Consider the following 16,716-nt stretch of genomic DNA (forward strand, 5'->3'; position numbering starts at 1 on the left):
TTTCCCCTTTCTTACTCTTCGTCATTGTCTTCAAGAGCCTCATCCAGCTCAATGAAGTCATCCTCATCTTCATCCTCGTCAATGTCAACGAGTTCTTCTCCGTCAAACTCCTGCTTTGTATAGCCATGTTTGCCGTAGTCTTCTTCTCTGTCATGATGTCTTCTGGAATCTCCCTCGATGACAGAACGAAGGTCTGTGTCACCGTAATCTACAGATTCAAGAAGATGTACTTCTGTATTGTCATCCTTGAGTACCTTCACATCCAGACCAAGAGACTGAAGTTCTTTTAAGAGAACCTTGAAGGATTCCGGAATACCCGGCTCAGGAATATTGTCACCCTTGATGATTGCTTCGTATGTCTTAACACGACCAACAACATCATCGGATTTTACTGTCAGGATTTCCTGCAGTGTGTAGGATGCACCGTATGCTTCCAGTGCCCAAACCTCCATCTCACCAAAACGCTGTCCACCGAACTGTGCTTTACCACCCAGTGGCTGCTGTGTTACCAGAGAGTAAGGACCTGTAGAACGTGCATGGATCTTATCATCAACCAGATGGTGCAGTTTCAGATAGTGCATGTGACCAATTGTTACAGGACTGTCGAAATACTCTCCTGTACGGCCGTCACGCAGACGCACTTTACCGTCTCTGGAAATCGGAACACCCTTCCACAGTGCTCTGTGGGCTTTGTTCTCATCCAGATACTGCATTACATCCGGTGCTAAAATGTCTTTGTATTTCTCGCGGAACTCTTCAAAGTCTTCTGTGTTTACATAATCGTTTGCAAGTTCCAGTGTATCCTGGATATCATGCTCGTTTGCACCCTGAAAAATAGGAGTTGCAACGTTGAATCCAAGTGCTTTCGCAGCAAGGCTTAAGTGAATCTCCAGGACCTGTCCGATATTCATTCGGGAAGGCACACCCAGAGGATTCAGCACGATATCAAGAGGACGTCCGTTCGGAAGGAATGGCATATCTTCAACAGGAAGTACACGGGAAACAACACCCTTGTTACCATGACGTCCGGCCATCTTATCACCAACGGAAATCTTTCTCTTCTGTGCGATATAGATACGTACGGACTGGTTAACACCAGGTGACATCTCATCGCCGTTCTCTCTTGTAAATACCTTGGCATCTACGATAATACCGTATTCACCGTGAGGTACTTTCAGAGAAGTATCACGTACTTCACGTGCTTTCTCACCAAAGATTGCACGAAGAAGTCTCTCTTCTGCAGTAAGCTCTGTCTCGCCCTTAGGAGTAACTTTACCAACAAGGATATCGCCGGCACGTACTTCAGCACCGATGCGGATAATACCACGCTCATCCAGATCTTTCAGTGCATCGTCGCCCACGCCAGGAACATCACGTGTGATCTCTTCCGGTCCCAGTTTGGTATCACGGGCTTCGCATTCATATTCTTCAATATGAACAGATGTATAAACATCGTCCATAACAAGTCTTTCACTGAGGAGTACCGCATCCTCGTAGTTATAACCTTCCCATGTCATGAATCCGATCAGCGGGTTCTTACCAAGAGCAAGTTCTCCGTTTGCTGTGGAAGGACCATCTGCGATAACCTGTCCTGCCTCTACGTGCTCACCCTGGAATACGATTGGTTTCTGGTTGTAACAGTTACTCTGGTTACTTCTCAGATATTTAGTCAGATGGTAATCATCTTTTGTACCATCATCATTCTTAATGCTGATATCTGTAGATGTGGAACGAAGTACAGTACCAGATTTCTTTGCAACTACGCAGACACCGGAGTCAACTGCTGTCTTCACTTCCATACCAGTACCAACTACCGGAGCCTCTGTTGTCAGAAGCGGCACAGCCTGACGCTGCATGTTTGATCCCATCAGCGCACGGTTGGCATCGTCGTTCTGCAGGAACGGGATCAGGGCAGTAGCGACGGAGAATACCATACGAGGAGATACATCCATGTAATCAAACATATGACGCTCATACTCCTGAGTCTCTTCACGGAAACGACCGGATACATTCTTATGAATGAAATATCCTTCTTCGTCCAGAGGCTCATTCGCCTGTGCTACATGGTAATTATCCTCTTCATCAGCAGTCATATATACAACCTCATCTGTTACACGAGGATTCTTAGGATCTGATTTGTCGATCTTGCGGTATGGTGCCTCAATAAATCCGTACTGATTGATTCTTGCATAAGATGCAAGAGAGTTGATCAGACCGATGTTAGGACCTTCAGGTGTCTCGACAGGGCACATTCTTCCGTAATGGGAGTAATGGACATCTCGAACCTCGAATCCGGCTCTGTCTCGTGACAAACCGCCAGGTCCCAGGGCGGAAAGACGTCTCTTGTGTGTCAGCTCACCAAGAGGGTTGTTCTGATCCATAAACTGTGACAGCTGGGAAGAACCGAAGAACTCTTTCACTGCTGCAGTTACAGGTTTAATATTAATCAGGGACTGTGGAGAAATATTCTCTGTATCCTGAGTTGTCATTCGCTCACGAACCACACGTTCCAGTCTGGAAAGACCGATTCTGTACTGGTTCTGAAGCAGCTCACCTACCGCACGTATACGACGGTTGCCCAGGTGGTCGATATCATCGGCATTGCCAAGGCCATATTCCAGATGCATATTGTAGTTAATAGAAGCAAAGATGTCTTCTTTTGTGATATGCTTCGGGATCAGATCATGGATATCTCTGTGGATTGCTGCAATCCTGTCTTCTAATGTGTCATTTTCTTCCAGAATGTTTTCGAGAACAGGGTAGTATACTGCTTCTGTAACACCGATGCTCTTTGGATCTTCGATTTCCGGAAGATAGTGGCGGATATCAACCATTAAGTTAGAAAGAACCTTGATTCTGCGGTCTTCCTCGCCAAGGATCCATACATATGGAACAGCGCTGTTCTGGATGGTATTTGCCATTTCTTTTGTCACAACAGTTCCTTCTTCTGCCAGGATTTCGCCTGTAGAAGCATCAACAACATCCTCAGCCAGTCTGTGACCAACGATTCTTCTGTTGAGGTGGAGCTTCTTGTTAAATTTATAACGTCCAACTTTCGCAAGGTCATATCTTCTCGGATCAAAGAACATTGCATTGATAAGGCTCTCCGCACTCTCAACTGCAAGCGGCTCACCCGGACGGATTTTCTTGTATAATTCAAGAAGACCTTCCTGATAGTTGGTGGATGTATCCTTTGTAAAACTTGCAAGGATCTTTGGCTCTTCACCGAAGAGATCAATAATCTCTGCATTGCTTCCTACACCAAGTGCTCGGATCAGAACAGTGATCGGAACCTTTCTTGTTCTGTCAACACGTACATAGAAAACATCATTAGAGTCTGTCTCATATTCCAGCCATGCACCTCTGTTCGGGATAACAGTACTGGAGAACAGTCTCTTACCAAGTTTATCATGCGCTATTGCGTAATAGATTCCAGGGGAACGTACTAACTGGCTGACAATTACTCGTTCTGCACCATTGATGACAAAGGTACCTGTAACAGTCATGATCGGTAAATCTCCCATGAAAATCTCGTGTTCGTTGATTTCCTCTGTTTCTTTGTTAATCAGTCTCACTCGAACCTTCAAAGGTGCGGCGTAAGTTGCGTCACGTTCTTTACACTGTTCGATAGTATATTTCGCATCCTTCTCGTCAAATGTAAAGTCGATGAATTCCAGGCTGAGCTTTCCGCTGTAGTCCGCGATCGGAGAAATATCATCAAAGACTTCCCTAAGTCCTTCATCAAGAAACCATTTATAAGAATCCCTCTGGACTTCGATCAGGTTTGGCATTTCCAGGACTTCTTCTTGTCTCTGGTAGCTCATACGCATGCTTTTTCCAGTTTTTACAGAACGAATTCTGTTTTTTTCCATTGACGTTTCACCCCTGTTTTTTCTTTAAATTTATTATAACTTGACCCTTTTTGCCAAAAGACATAAAGGCACATCTTGCCATAATATAGCATTCTTCACTATAGCACAGCAAGTTGCGCCTGTCAATCACTTTTTTGATATTTTTTTAATTTTTTCAAATAATTGCAACAGTCACTATTTCGTTACTGTGAACGGAGCGAACAGTAACGCTATTTCTTCGGGATTTTACTGTTTCTTACGTGGATACGATTTGAATATCCATTTCCTTCAAAACGATTGCCTTTATAACTGCTGATATGAGAACGGATAAATTCCGCCGCATATCCTCTGTTGCTGCGGAAGGAATTTCCGTCTGCCGAAATCCCCTTTGATCCGGCAATTCGCAGACCTGATTTTTTATTGGAACCACAGACATTTCCCTGCACAGAAGAATGATTGCTTCTTATATTGAGTTCAATTCCATTGATCGCATTTTCAGAAACAAAATTATCCGCTACCATTGCTGACTCACATCTCTGCAGAAGAATTCCTCTTGCCTTATTTTTAAAACTGTAATTGCCATCAACCACACTCTTATCAATACATTTTACAAGTATGCCATTTGCCGCACTGGTACTGACTCTGTTGTGTTCAATACGGCTTCCTGCTGCAAGCCCTGAAGCCAGAATCCCATCTTTCATAAATCCGGAGACTGTATTTCCGTAAATCCGGCAGATTTTCTGTGAAGCCTCTGTTCCGACTGCATAAATCCCATATCCGTTTCCGCCGGAAAGATTGTTATAGGAAACTCTGATATTGCTTCCCTTGGCAACACTGATCCCCATATTGTTGTAGGTATGACTATCAGAAAGTCTGACTGTGTTCCCCCTGCATGAACAGTCTTCTGCAAGGGAAAATTTAATTCCGTCGCAATTTCCGCTGATCGTATTATTTCTGGCTGTAACTCCGCGAATAATATATCTTCCCGCCGGAATTCCATTGGTCGTCGGATTTGCTGTATTCTCAGGATCATCATCTTCAGAAGGAATAGTTTCTCCTGCTGAGCCCAGAGATACCTCGCCTGTGATCCAGATTCCATATCCATTCCATTGTTTGCCATCTATTACGGTTGGTTCCAGAACTGTGATCTGATTATCAGCGATCAGAATATTCTCTGCGTACTGATTTCCCTCCGGAGATACTTCCTGACCGCTGACAGTATGTGCATTTCTGGTATAAACAGAACGCACATAAACACCACCGCCCACATTTGTCATGGTATTTCCCGTCACAACCGTATCCTGATAATTCAGGCACCATATTGCTCTCTTTTTCAGATTATTAAACCGGTTGTTACTGATCGTGATATTTTTATACGGTTTATCAAACATCATGCTGTGGCTTCCAATGCCGGCAAATACATCTTCAAAGGTATTATCCTTTATCACAATGTTCTCACAGACACTTCCGTCATATGGAAGATATCCCGGGAAAATTCTCGGCATACAGGCATCCAGCTGGATACATTCCTGTCCGCCGCCTGTAAACTCTTTCCAGTAGCCCCTGAACGTACATCCTGTAATTTCTGCATTCTTCACTCCTGCAAGTTCCAGAAAATGCGATTTAAGGTTATTAAGAAATGTAACATTCTTCACTGTAACATTCGTAGCATGACCGATCCTAAAACCTACAAACCCTCCAGGTCCCCCCTTGTCTTCCACACATTCATAGTTTGAATCCCAGGTTCCGCCATCGATAGTTATATTACGGTATCCCTCGTATCCGCCTGCAGATTTCTTTGTATCGCCAAGACGGAGCAGGATTTCTTTTCGCGGTGAAGTCTTTGTTATCGTGGCACCCTCTGCATATAGATAGATATTGCTGTACATATGCAAAGTTCCCGTAAGTGTATAATTTCCGGGTGGCACGATAACTTTGCACTGCTTTTCATCCGTTGCCTTGTCCCTGGCCTGTGCCAGCAGTGTATTTAACTTTACAGTAATATCCTCTCCATCCTGCACATTCAGCACAAGTTCCTGCATATTTTCGCGGAACTGATCCGCATCCTCCGCAGAAAAAGTTTCAACGTCTCCATCACTGAAACCGTCGTCATCCCCAAATTCATTCTCTTCAGTTTTCTCTGCCGACTGCGTATCCGGTATTGACACATCTCCAAAAGTCTCTGAATCTTCTGATGAATCTTCAAACATCTGTCCTTCTTCCAGTTCAGCCGCCTGTACCTTTACACCTGCATATGGAGTCAGGCAAAGCTGGGCTGCAATGATGATACCAAATATGACTGCCGTTTTTCTTTTCATCATAGTCTGTAATCCTCCGGCTCTGTAAAAAAAGCAGGAATACCAGTGGCATTCCTGCTTGCAAATCTTCTATATATAATAGGAAGATAATTATTTAAGATTAACCTTAGCGCCTTCAGCTTCAAGTTTTGTTTTGATATCTTCAGCTTCTGCTTTGGATGCGCCTTCTTTAACAACCTTAGGAGCTCCGTCAACCATTTCTTTAGCTTCTTTAAGACCTAAGCCAGTTACTTCACGAACAACTTTGATAACTTTAACTTTGTTTGGTCCAACTTCTGCAAGTTCTACATCGAACTCATCTTTCTCTTCTGCTGCTTCTGCTGCTCCAGCTGCTGCTACTACAACACCTGCTGCTGCGGATACACCAAACTCTTCTTCACAAGCTTTTACTAAGTCGTTTAATTCTAATACAGATAATTCTTTGATTGCTGCAATAAATTCTTCTGTTGTTAATTTTGCCATTTTAAATTCCCTCCATATAATATTATTTAATTCGGTAACTCTTCAGCATCCTCGTGGATGGTGATTTTCGAATAGTTACTAGATTCGTTTTATGCCTCTGGCATCAAAAATTATTCAGCTGCTGCTTCAGAGCCGTTTTTCTCAGCGATCTGATTAAGCACACGAGCGAAGTTTGTAATCGGAGACTGGATGCTTCCAAGCAGTTTGCCGAGAAGTTCTTCTCTGGACGGGATTCCAGCCAGTGCCTGAATACCTGCCTGATCGTTGTAGTTTCCTTCAACGATACCTGCAACTAATTCTAAAGCCGGTGCTTTCTTTGCGAATTTATCAAGGATTCTTGCAGGAGCAGTTGCGTCTGTAGCAGAGATTGCTATAGCGTTTGTTCCATGTAAGTGCTGGATAAGTTCTTCGCACTGAGTACCTTCGAATGCACGATGCATCATTGTGTTTTTGTATACTTTGTATACAACACCAGCTTCTCTTAATTCCTTACGTAAAGCAGTATCCTGTTCAACTGTAAGACCGCTGTAGTTAACAAGTACTACAGATTCTGCATCTTTCACGTTGTTGATAATTTCGTCTACGATTGGTTGTTTAAGTTCTACTTTTGCCATGAAATGGTACACCTCCTTATAGATTTTGTATACCGCTGCAAATGAGTAAATAAAAAGCCTTACTGTCTGGCAGTAGGGCTTGCGTAATCTTACATAAAAATATAAAGAATACTTAGTCCTCGGTAGGCGTTTACAACTTATGCCTTGCGGCACCTACTGTCTTCGGCAGCGTTCTGGTATAAGATAGCATATGAGATTTGGGTTGTCAAGAGGTTTTTTCGGTTTTTATTGAATTTTTATTGGATTTTTCATTAAGGGACGCGTAAGCAGGATTCTCTTTTGGGGTTCAGTTTCGGGAGCAGGAACTCTAAGGCCTGCAAAATCTGCTAAGTGCATGAAAAAAGAAGGCAAAACTCGCCTGCGGCTCAGACAGTTGCCTTCTTTTTTCATAACGCAGATTCCGCAGGCCTAAGAGTTGCTACACTCCCTGCAAGATTCACCCCAAAAGAGAATCCTGCTTACGCTGGTAGTTGGAAAATTGTCAGTATATCTAAAACAAATTTCTGCTATATTGATGCAGGGTGAGTTCTTCATATGCTCAGTATAGTATAGGTATAAGATGTAACGAATCACGTTATTCTTATATTGTGCCAAAGATACGATCTCCGGCATCTCCAAGGCCTGGGCAGATGTAAGCGTGGTCGTTTAATTCACGATCAAGATGTCCACAGTAAATCTGAACATCCGGATGTGCTTCGTGGAGACGTTTGAGTCCTTCAGGGGCTGCGATGATGCACATGAATTTAATGTTTTTTCCGCCCTGTTTTTTGACAAAGTCAACGGCTGCTTCTGCGGAGCCACCGGTTGCGAGCATTGGATCTACGATCACTGAAATTCGCTCATCAATTGCTTCCGGGAGTTTGCAGTAGTATTCGTGTGGTTCATGGGTTACAGGATCACGATAGAGTCCTACATGGCCTACTTTTGCAGATGGCACAAGTGTGAGAATACTGTTTACCATTCCAAGGCCTGCTCGGAGCACAGGGATAACCGCCAGTTTTTTCCCTGAAATCATTGGTGTCATGCAGGTTTCAATAGGGGTTTCTACTTCTACATTTTCTACAGGAAGATCCCGGAGAGCTTCGTATCCCATGAGGATTCCAATCTCTTCTACTAATTTACGGAATTCATTTGTTCCTGTGTTTTTGTTTCTCAGCATGGATATTTTATGCTGGATCAGCGGATGATTCATAATATAAACGTTTTCCATTATCTTAATTCCTCGCTTAGTTGAATATTTGTTACTTTTTATAAATTCTACATCTGCTTACGTACAATACGGTATTCGTCACCCATCTTGAAGTATGGACACTGATTGAAGTTTCCGGTAATGAACTTCACCATTTCATCTTCGTCAAGATTTATTTCACAGGTGTAGCATTCATAGTCGTCATCATAACTGTAGTTTACACAATATTCGCAGTTTACTGCATCGGACATTATTTACTCCTCTCTTTGTTTCCGGCATATTTCATTTCTATCCGGTATCTTCTTTTGGATTTTTTATGTTGCCTTTGTACCTGTGCAAAGTTTGCTGTTTCTGATATACTATGGTGTTAGGATCAAAAGATATTTCTTCCCTGAACTATTGCTTATAGCAATTCCATAAAATAACTATGAGGTTACATTTATGATATTATATCATATATCTGCAAAAAAATTAATAACACGCTGTACTTTTTCAATGCTCGCAGCATCTCTTATATTATGTCCGGCTGTTTTTTCCGGATGTTCGGCAAAAACGGAAAATGTCAAAAATACGGATGCCGGTTCTCAGGATCCCATCTCTGCCACTGCGATCAAACTGAATACTGCAGTTACGGTCACTATCTATGATTCTCAGGACAGAGAGCTGCTTACAGAATGCATGAATCTTTGTGACAAGTATGAGAAAATATTCAGCCGCACCGCAGATGACAGTGAATTATATCAGTTAAACCATCGGGAACTTACACCTGTGAAGGGGACAGAGGATACTTATCAGGTGTCGGCTTCTCTGGCGGAGCTGGTTTCTAAGGGACTTGATTATTCTGTATTATCTGAGGGTGCATTTGATATTGCTATTGAACCGCTGACTTCTCTGTGGGATTTTACTGCTGAAAATCCAAAAGTGCCCAAGGACAGTCTGATCCGGGCAGCACTGCCCAAATGTAATTATCACAATATCTCTGTTGATACAGATAAAAATGAGATTACATTAAAGACAGACGATACTGCAATCGAACTCGGTGCCATTGCCAAGGGTTATATCGCAGATCGCCTGAAGGATTATCTGGTTTCTCAGAATGTAAAAAGTGCGATCATCAATCTTGGCGGAAATGTTCTCTGTATTGGCGAAAAAACAGACAATTCTGCTTTTAAGATCGGGATCCAGAAACCATTTGCAGACCGAAGCGAAACTATTGCTGTTATGGACATCAGGGATAAGTCAGTGGTTTCCTCAGGAATTTATGAGAGATGCTTTGAACAAGATGGCACTTTGTATCATCACCTGCTCAATCCTAAAACCGGCTATCCTTATGATAACGGGCTGATTGCAGTTACCATTATTTCCGATCAGTCTGTGGATGGGGATGCGCTGAGCACGACCTGCTTTGCTCTTGGTCTGGAGGATGGCATGAAACTGGCCGAGTCTCTGGATGATGTACAGGCATTTTTCGTAACTTCTGATTATGAGATTCACTATACCAGAGATTTCCAGAAAAAAATCAAAGTTACGGAAACAGAATAAATCTGTCTCTGATGACTTAAATTGAAAAAACAGAAATATAAATCAACAATTATTAACTGGTGTTTTGACTTAATCAATAGATTTTAATTTTCAAGTCATACAATCCGCACTAATTTCTTGACCTAATTTGCTATTTATAAATTTCCAGTCAAATATTTTTGCCTGTTCGCTTGACTTAATTTGTTATTCTATAAAATCTCAGTCAACATACTGTTAATTATTTCATGACTTATATGAAACTTTTTTTGATTTAAGTCAATATTGTACATAGCTGACAAAAGTCCCCTGCTTATTGCTTTTCGCAACCTCCGCAGGGGACTTACCCTATTCAGTTAAACTTATCACTCAGCCTGACAGTTCTTCTGATGATTATTCATTTTTAGTCTGCTATATACTGATTGCATTCAAACACTTGCAATCCATATAGGATTTCACTGATTCAGTCAGAATCTCACTCCACATCAAATTTCTCCAGACTTTCCAGTCTTGCTCTGTATTTGGAGTCATAGGCATCTGTAAACGAAGCCTCTTTCTTCATTTTTTCGAGAGCCGCTGCTGCTTTTTTAACTGTCTGGATAGTACCGGCACCTGCTACACAGCCGCCCGGACATGCCATTCCTTCCAGCAGATATCCATTATATTTACCAATCTTGGCCATCTGGAGCATCTTCTTACAGTTCTGCAGACCTTCTGCATTCATTACCTTTACTTCCCGATCAGGATCAATACGCTTCACCGCATGGACAACCGCTTCTGCCACACCACCGCTGACTGCGAAACCTCTTCCGTCAGCACTGGCACGAAACAGTGGTTCTCCTTCCGGAATATCTTTCCAGTCCACGCCTTTGGCATCAAACATTCCTGCCACTTCCTCAAAGGTCAGCACAAAATCCACATAGCTGCGGATACTTTTACGGCTGGCTTCCAGCTTCTTGGCTGCACAGGGACCTACGAAAACGATCTTACAATCCGGTTCCTTCTGCTTGATCAGTCTGGCAGTAAGAACCATGGGTGTCAGTGCCATGGAGATACATTTCGCCTGTTCCGGGAATAATTTCTTAGCCATCATAGACCAGGACGGACAGCAGGATGTAGCCATAAACGGAAGTTTCTCAGGAACTTCCTCCAAAAAGTCCTTTGCCTCCTCCACTGTGCACAGATCTGCACCGACTGCAACCTCTCTTACATCTGTAAAGCCAAGTGCCTGAAATGCACCCCGTATCTTATTATTCTCCATACCTGGGAACTGACCTGCAATGGCAGGCGCCACGATTGCATACACCGGTGTTTCACTTTTTAATGCCATAACAGTCTGGAAAATCTGTCCTTTGTCTACAATAGCGCTGAACGGACAACTCACCAGACACTGTCCGCAGGATACACATTTGTCTTGGTCAATCTCCGCTCTTCCGTATTCGTCAGAACCAATGGCATTCATGCCACAGGCCTTTGAACAGGGCCGTTCCTGTTTGATGATTGCATTATACGGACAGGCTTCCAGACACTTTCCGCATTTGATGCAGGCATCTTCATCAATATGTGATCTGCCGCCTTCCATATGTACTGCTTTCTTTGGACAGACCTCCACACAGGGATGCTCCAGACAGCCCTGACAGCCCTCTGTGATCATTACCCTTTTCTCAGGGCAGGAATTACAGGCAAACTTGATTACATTGATAAGCGGCGGTTCATAATACTTTTCCTCAATAACGCTGGCCTCCACACCTTTGGAGATTGGCGCATGCTCTGTAACCTTTCTCAGTGACATCCCCATTGCAACGCGAAGTCTCTCACCAACTACCGCTCTTTCCAGAAAAATACTGTCACGATAAGTCGCAATTTCACCGGGTACAATCTTGTAGGGAAGCTCTTCCAGCATCTCCGGAGACTGGCCTTCATATGCCATCCTCGCAATTTCCGTAAAAATTTTGTGTCTGATCTCTGTTTTGGATGAATACAGTCCTCTCATTCTTTCCTCCTGATTTTGGATTTTGATAACTGTCCAGTCATCGGGCAATTATCATTTACATTTTTGACTCTGCTGCAAAACAGCCACCCATTATTTCCTCCTGCCAGGTTTTCAGCTTTTATATAAAAAAACGAATTTCCGCTCTATTCCGTTTCTTCCTCTGCAATCATATCACCAAACTCCATCGAACTCAATACAGCATCACAATTTCATAAACTGAAAAATCATCCCCAGATTCCACTCCTCTGTTCCTCCAGATGATCCAGAATATAATTATAAATATCTACAGACACACTGTCCGGATAGTGGGTTCCGTCTACGGTGGAAAATCCCTCAGATACCAGATGGGAATATACATCTATGTAGGTAACCCCGCTCAGATTTGCCTGCATTGCCGCATTGAAGCTTTCAATCTCCGCATTACTGCAATAGGGATCATTCTGCACCGGACCTACAGACACAAAATAAGTCTGCGCTCCCCTGTTTCCCCATTCGGCAGCTTTGGAATTAATATAGCTGACGTAGTCATTAACATGATACAGGTCATTAACACCCATCAGAATAATAACCGCTGTATTGTCCTCAATCTGATCTTCTACCTGAGGCACTCCTGTAGATACCATCCAGTCATATCCCATAGAAGAAAGACAGGACCAAATGCTGTCATCATTTACCGCATCCCTCAATCCCTCTGTTCTGGAATCTCCGATAAATACCAGTTTATCTGCGGAGATAGTATCCGGATGATCTGGCTTGCTTAAAGTTCCCTGATCTGCCGGATTCTGTTTATCTGTCTCAGCTTCCTGCTCTGGTGTTGGAGTAGATGCAGGTATTGGTGTTGCTTCAGGTTTTTGTGTTAGTGCCAATTTGGATTTCGGTGTTGATTTGGACTTTGATGTTGACGCAGACTTTGCTGTTGATTTCGATTTTTCTGTCGGTGTAACTGTCAGAGTTTTCGGTGCCGGCGGACCTGCCGCTTCTGTCCCATGGACATTTGAAAACATACAGACAGCTACAATACATGCAGTTAATACAATTTGTCCGGTTCTATATTTTTTCGTAAATATCATTCCCTTCTGCAGTAACATACTTACATCCCAGGCAGCATATCCGGCCATGAGAGGATTTCTCCGGAAATAATTTCCTCGTAATCTCCCTCAATATCCTGGCTTCTGCCTGCTTCGAACACGTTTGTCTCCGCTCCCCAGACACGATCTTCATATTCCCATATATGGAATCTCAGACCGCGAAACATAAAGTCGATGCTTCCGCATCCGTTTTCCTCTGTATATTCATAATGAATTTTCTTTGTTTTTAACGCTTCCTGTACTTTTTCCAAACGCATAAAATACCTCCTGATTATCTGTACAGTACCCTCTGTAATATAATACAGATAACTTTCACTGTAAAAAAATGTTCTCGTGTACACCCATCAAAAGTCAAACAGATATTCGCAATCCGCTTCGCTACACAGCTCTACATATGCTCTTAATCCTGACGCCATTATACAAAACGAATTATATCATACTCTGCTACATAATATGTAATCTGAATGCCACTTCACAATTGCCGTTACTGTTCACTCCGTTTACAGTAACTTAGCCAAAATTCATTTCAGATTGCCTGTGGCAATGGAATTTTGGCTTGTATGTCTCGGGATTTTGGCATATTCATGCCAAAACACCTCGCGGGATAATGGTGTGTGAACAGTAACCAATTGCCCATTCTACATTCTGATCGATATTCACTCATCTTTATTTCTGTCTTTTCTTCGTTGGTATCGCCAGGATGATGATCGTAGCAATTACAAACAAAGTTCCAAGCATCATCTCTTTTTTTGGTTTTGTTTACTTTCATTGTTCGTTTGCATATTTCTGTTATCTTTCCTGTCTGTATTATTATGGATTCTGGATATTTGAAAATAAGTATAATCCGCTGTAACGACACTTGTCAAGAAAACAAAATACCGCAGAGACTTTCTTTGTCTCTGCGGCGATTTATAGCCCTGTTATAATCAGATATAATTTCCATCTTGTACACTCTGCACTGTAAATGCAGATTTCTTTTTCACGAAATCAATCGCATCTTTCACAGTAATTCCGTCAATCTGCCAGTTCGCATAGAAACCATCCAGAGTCTTTAATGTCTCGTCTTTTGCTGTATTTTCATCAAGAACAAGAAGTACGATCAGACCTGCTGCCTTAAGATGGCGGACAGTTTCTGCATAGTTTTCACTCGCTGCCGGATGATACAGATAGGTATGTTTTCCAAGTACAGTCAGTCCCTTTTCTACCTGCTCTGCAAAATCAAGAGTGATTCCTTCTTTACCGATCGGGAATTCCACTACTACCGGTGTCTGACCTTTCAGTCCTGCACGAACCTGCTCGTCCACTTTTCCGATCTGGGATCTATCCTGAGAAACAAAGGTTTTTCTCACAACACCGCAGGCAGAAGTCATATTTGTGACACGATCTATCAGAATCAGCTCACCCAGTGTTCTGTGCCTGTCAAATTCGTCTACAACGATCTTCTCTGAGAATTCCAGAGTACAGGAAGCAATCTCATTTTTCTTTAAGGTATATGCGCTTTTCTTTTCACCTGTATTAACATCCACAGAATAATTGATCTTTGTAACCAGGCCGGGGATCATCTTTGTACCGATTTTTACAAAGAAGTTCTTGCCATCCGTAAGAGCATTGTCATCCATCCAGAGGATATCTGCTTCCACAGAGTCTGTAAGAACTGCGCCGGAATCAATGGCAAGTACACATCCGCGGGAAACATCTACTTCTCTGTCAAGCTGGATGGTAACAGGCTGTCCCTGTACAGCTTCCTGAACTTCTTTATCGCCAACAAGAATACTCTTTACATGAGCTTCTTCTTTACTGGGAAGAGTAGTCACAAGGTCGCCTGCCCTGATGGCACCATTCTCAATCTGTCCCTGGAATCCGCGAAACTCATGGTTTGGTCTGCAGACTCTCTGTACAGGCATATAGAAGCCCTTCTCTGTATCTTCCTTAATGTCTACGGTTTCCAGATGGGAAAGAAGCGCCTCACCTTTATACCATGGCATGTTGTCAGATTTGGTTGTAACGTTGTCACCTTCTGTGGCAGATACCGGAATAATAGTTACATTGGCAAGTTTCAGTTCTTCTATCAGTGCTGCGATCTGATTCTCAATGTCGCGGAAACGTTTTTCATCATATTCAATAAGATCCATTTTGTTTACTGCAAATACAAAGTAACGGATTCCCATCAATGCGCAGATTCTTGCATGACGTCTTGTCTGTACCAGTACTCCCTGTGAAGCATCCACCAGGATAACTGCCAGATCTGCAAAGGACGCACCCACTGCCATGTTTCTTGTATATTCTTCATGTCCGGGTGTATCTGCAACAATGAAGCTTCTGTTATCTGTTGTAAAATAACGGTATGCAACATCAATGGTGATTCCCTGTTCACGCTCTGCCATCAGACCGTCCAGAAGAAGAGAATAATCAATGGCACCGCCTCTGCTTCCTACTTTGGAATCCAGCTCCAGAGCTTTCTCCTGATCTGTATAGAGAAGCTTTGCATCATAAAGAATATGTCCGATCAGAGTGGATTTTCCATCATCCACACTTCCGCATGTAATAAATTTCAATAATCCTTTCATTCTAGAAATACCCCTCTCTCTTTCTTCTCTCCATGCTGCCTGCTGCCTCGTGGTCGATCACCCTGCTGGTACGTTCAGAAGAAACAGCACTTAACGTCTCATCAATAATCTCATCCAGAGTATCTGCTTCAGATTCAATACCTCCAGTAAGCGGATAGCATCCAAGAGTACGGAATCTGACTTTTTTGTTTTCAATCTTTTCACCCGGACGGAGTTTTAATCTGTCATCATCCACCATAATGATATTTCCGTCTCTGTAGATGACCGGTCTTTCTTTCGCAAAATATAACGGTACAATTTCGATATTTTCACGCTGAATGTACTGCCAGATATCCTTTTCTGTCCAGTTGGAAATTGGGAATACTCGCATACTCTCTCCCTTCTGGATCTTAGTGTTATAAAGCTTCCACATCTCCGGTCTCTGGTTTTTCGGATCCCATGCCTGAGCTGAATTACGGAAAGAGAAGATTCTTTCTTTTGCTCTGGATTTCTCCTCATCACGACGGCCGCCTCCAAATGCCGCTGTAAATCCATATTTGGTCAGAGCCTGTTTTAAGGCCTGTGTTTTCATGATATCTGTATATGCAGAACCATTGTCAAATGGGTTGATTCCTGCCTTTACACCCTCTTCATTGGTGTAAACCAGCATATCAATTCCGTTTTCCTTTGCGATTCTGTCGCGGAATTCGATCATCTCATGAAATTTCCATGTAGTATCAATGTGAAGAAAGGGAAAAGGCGGTTTCTCCGGGTAAAATGCCTTCATCGCCAGATGGAGCATAACGGAGCTGTCCTTTCCTATAGAATAGAGCATAACCGGCTTTTCACACTCGGCTGCTACTTCTCGCATAATATAAATCGCCTCTGCCTCAAGCGCATCAAGATGAGATAAGTTACTCATTGCATTATCCTCCTCTGTTTGTTTATACTCGGAATCTTTTCGTACTTGAGCAAATACACTAGAGCGTGTCTGAAAAATCATTCCCGCAATCTGCACGCCCCACTTTGCGGTATATTTTGTCCGAATTCGGTTGTCGTAGCCCGCTATGACGCCCTCATCCGAACAAAATCTTCCACAAATTGTGACGCACATCTTGCGTAAAGCATTTTTCAAAC

At 42.8% G+C, this 16,716-nt stretch carries 12 protein-coding genes, 2 pseudogenes and 1 other annotated feature; of the genes and pseudogenes, 2 read left to right on the forward strand and 12 right to left on the reverse strand.

Going from position 1 to position 16,716, the window contains the following annotated elements:
• Positions 1-11: 11 nt before the first annotated feature.
• The 6 genes from rpoB to LI074_RS10000 all read right to left on the reverse strand — a co-directional run bounded on the left by rpoB (position 12) and on the right by LI074_RS10000 (position 8,685).
• Positions 12-3,872: a DNA-directed RNA polymerase subunit beta gene (rpoB, locus tag LI074_RS09975; RefSeq protein ID WP_008705171.1), complete on the reverse strand. Its 3,861-nt coding sequence runs from the start codon at positions 3,870-3,872 to the stop codon at positions 12-14.
• Between the two features lie 209 nt (positions 3,873-4,081).
• Entirely contained in the window at positions 4,082-6,172 is a 2,091-nt protein-coding gene (locus tag LI074_RS09980; protein ID WP_173704570.1) for a right-handed parallel beta-helix repeat-containing protein, read from the reverse strand.
• A gap of 87 nt (positions 6,173-6,259) precedes the next feature.
• Entirely contained in the window at positions 6,260-6,631 is a 372-nt protein-coding gene (gene rplL / locus LI074_RS09985) for a 50S ribosomal protein L7/L12 (RefSeq protein WP_008705176.1), read from the reverse strand.
• Between the two features lie 110 nt (positions 6,632-6,741).
• Positions 6,742-7,245, reverse strand: a complete 504-nt coding sequence (rplJ, locus tag LI074_RS09990; protein WP_025580230.1) for a 50S ribosomal protein L10 — start codon at positions 7,243-7,245, stop codon at positions 6,742-6,744.
• Between the two features lie 41 nt (positions 7,246-7,286).
• Positions 7,287-7,429: a sequence feature (ribosomal protein L10 leader region), on the reverse strand.
• A gap of 396 nt (positions 7,430-7,825) precedes the next feature.
• Positions 7,826-8,455, reverse strand: a complete 630-nt coding sequence (gene upp, locus LI074_RS09995; protein WP_055152742.1) for a uracil phosphoribosyltransferase — start codon at positions 8,453-8,455, stop codon at positions 7,826-7,828.
• Between the two features lie 47 nt (positions 8,456-8,502).
• The gene (locus tag LI074_RS10000) at positions 8,503-8,685 is read right to left on the reverse strand and encodes a DUF6472 family protein (protein ID WP_008705180.1); all 183 of its coding nucleotides are present in this window, start codon (positions 8,683-8,685) and stop codon (positions 8,503-8,505) included.
• Between the two features lie 190 nt (positions 8,686-8,875).
• On the opposite strand from LI074_RS10000, the gene LI074_RS10005 reads away from it, so the two are divergent.
• On the forward strand, positions 8,876-9,976 hold the full coding sequence (locus tag LI074_RS10005; protein WP_173698158.1) for an FAD:protein FMN transferase: 1,101 nt from the start codon (positions 8,876-8,878) through the stop codon (positions 9,974-9,976).
• Positions 9,977-10,427: 451 nt separating this feature from the next.
• Here the strand turns inward: LI074_RS10005 and LI074_RS10010 are convergent, their stop codons facing one another.
• The 5 genes from LI074_RS10010 to cysD form a co-directional block, all read right to left on the reverse strand.
• Positions 10,428-11,945, reverse strand: a complete 1,518-nt coding sequence (locus LI074_RS10010; protein ID WP_118339179.1) for a 4Fe-4S dicluster domain-containing protein — start codon at positions 11,943-11,945, stop codon at positions 10,428-10,430.
• Between the two features lie 224 nt (positions 11,946-12,169).
• Entirely contained in the window at positions 12,170-13,033 is an 864-nt protein-coding gene (locus tag LI074_RS10015) for an SGNH/GDSL hydrolase family protein (protein WP_243101524.1), read from the reverse strand.
• A 2-nt stretch (positions 13,034-13,035) separates the two neighbouring features.
• A complete protein-coding gene (locus tag LI074_RS10020) occupies positions 13,036-13,290 on the reverse strand; it encodes a hypothetical protein (RefSeq protein ID WP_008705184.1) in 255 nt (84 codons plus the stop codon).
• 669 nt (positions 13,291-13,959) lie between these two features.
• A complete protein-coding gene (locus tag LI074_RS10025; protein ID WP_070100140.1) occupies positions 13,960-15,600 on the reverse strand; it encodes a sulfate adenylyltransferase subunit 1 in 1,641 nt (546 codons plus the stop codon).
• Position 15,601: 1 nt separating this feature from the next.
• Positions 15,602-16,501, reverse strand: a complete 900-nt coding sequence (cysD, locus tag LI074_RS10030; RefSeq protein ID WP_026649863.1) for a sulfate adenylyltransferase subunit CysD — start codon at positions 16,499-16,501, stop codon at positions 15,602-15,604.
• Positions 16,502-16,546: 45 nt separating this feature from the next.
• On the opposite strand from cysD, the pseudogene LI074_RS17885 reads away from it, so the two are divergent.
• Positions 16,547-16,639, forward strand: a pseudogene (locus LI074_RS17885) (DUF6783 domain-containing protein); the annotation flags it as partial.
• Here the strand turns inward: LI074_RS17885 and LI074_RS17890 are convergent.
• Positions 16,607-16,693 (reverse strand): annotated as a pseudogene (locus tag LI074_RS17890) (DUF6783 domain-containing protein); the annotation flags it as partial. The pseudogenes LI074_RS17885 and LI074_RS17890 overlap by 33 nt on opposite strands.
• Positions 16,694-16,716: the final 23 nt, after the last annotated feature.

Source organism: Blautia sp. MSK18_10 (assembly GCF_020553185.1).
In the GTDB taxonomy this organism is placed as follows: Bacteria; Bacillota; Clostridia; order Lachnospirales; family Lachnospiraceae; genus Blautia_A; species Blautia_A wexlerae.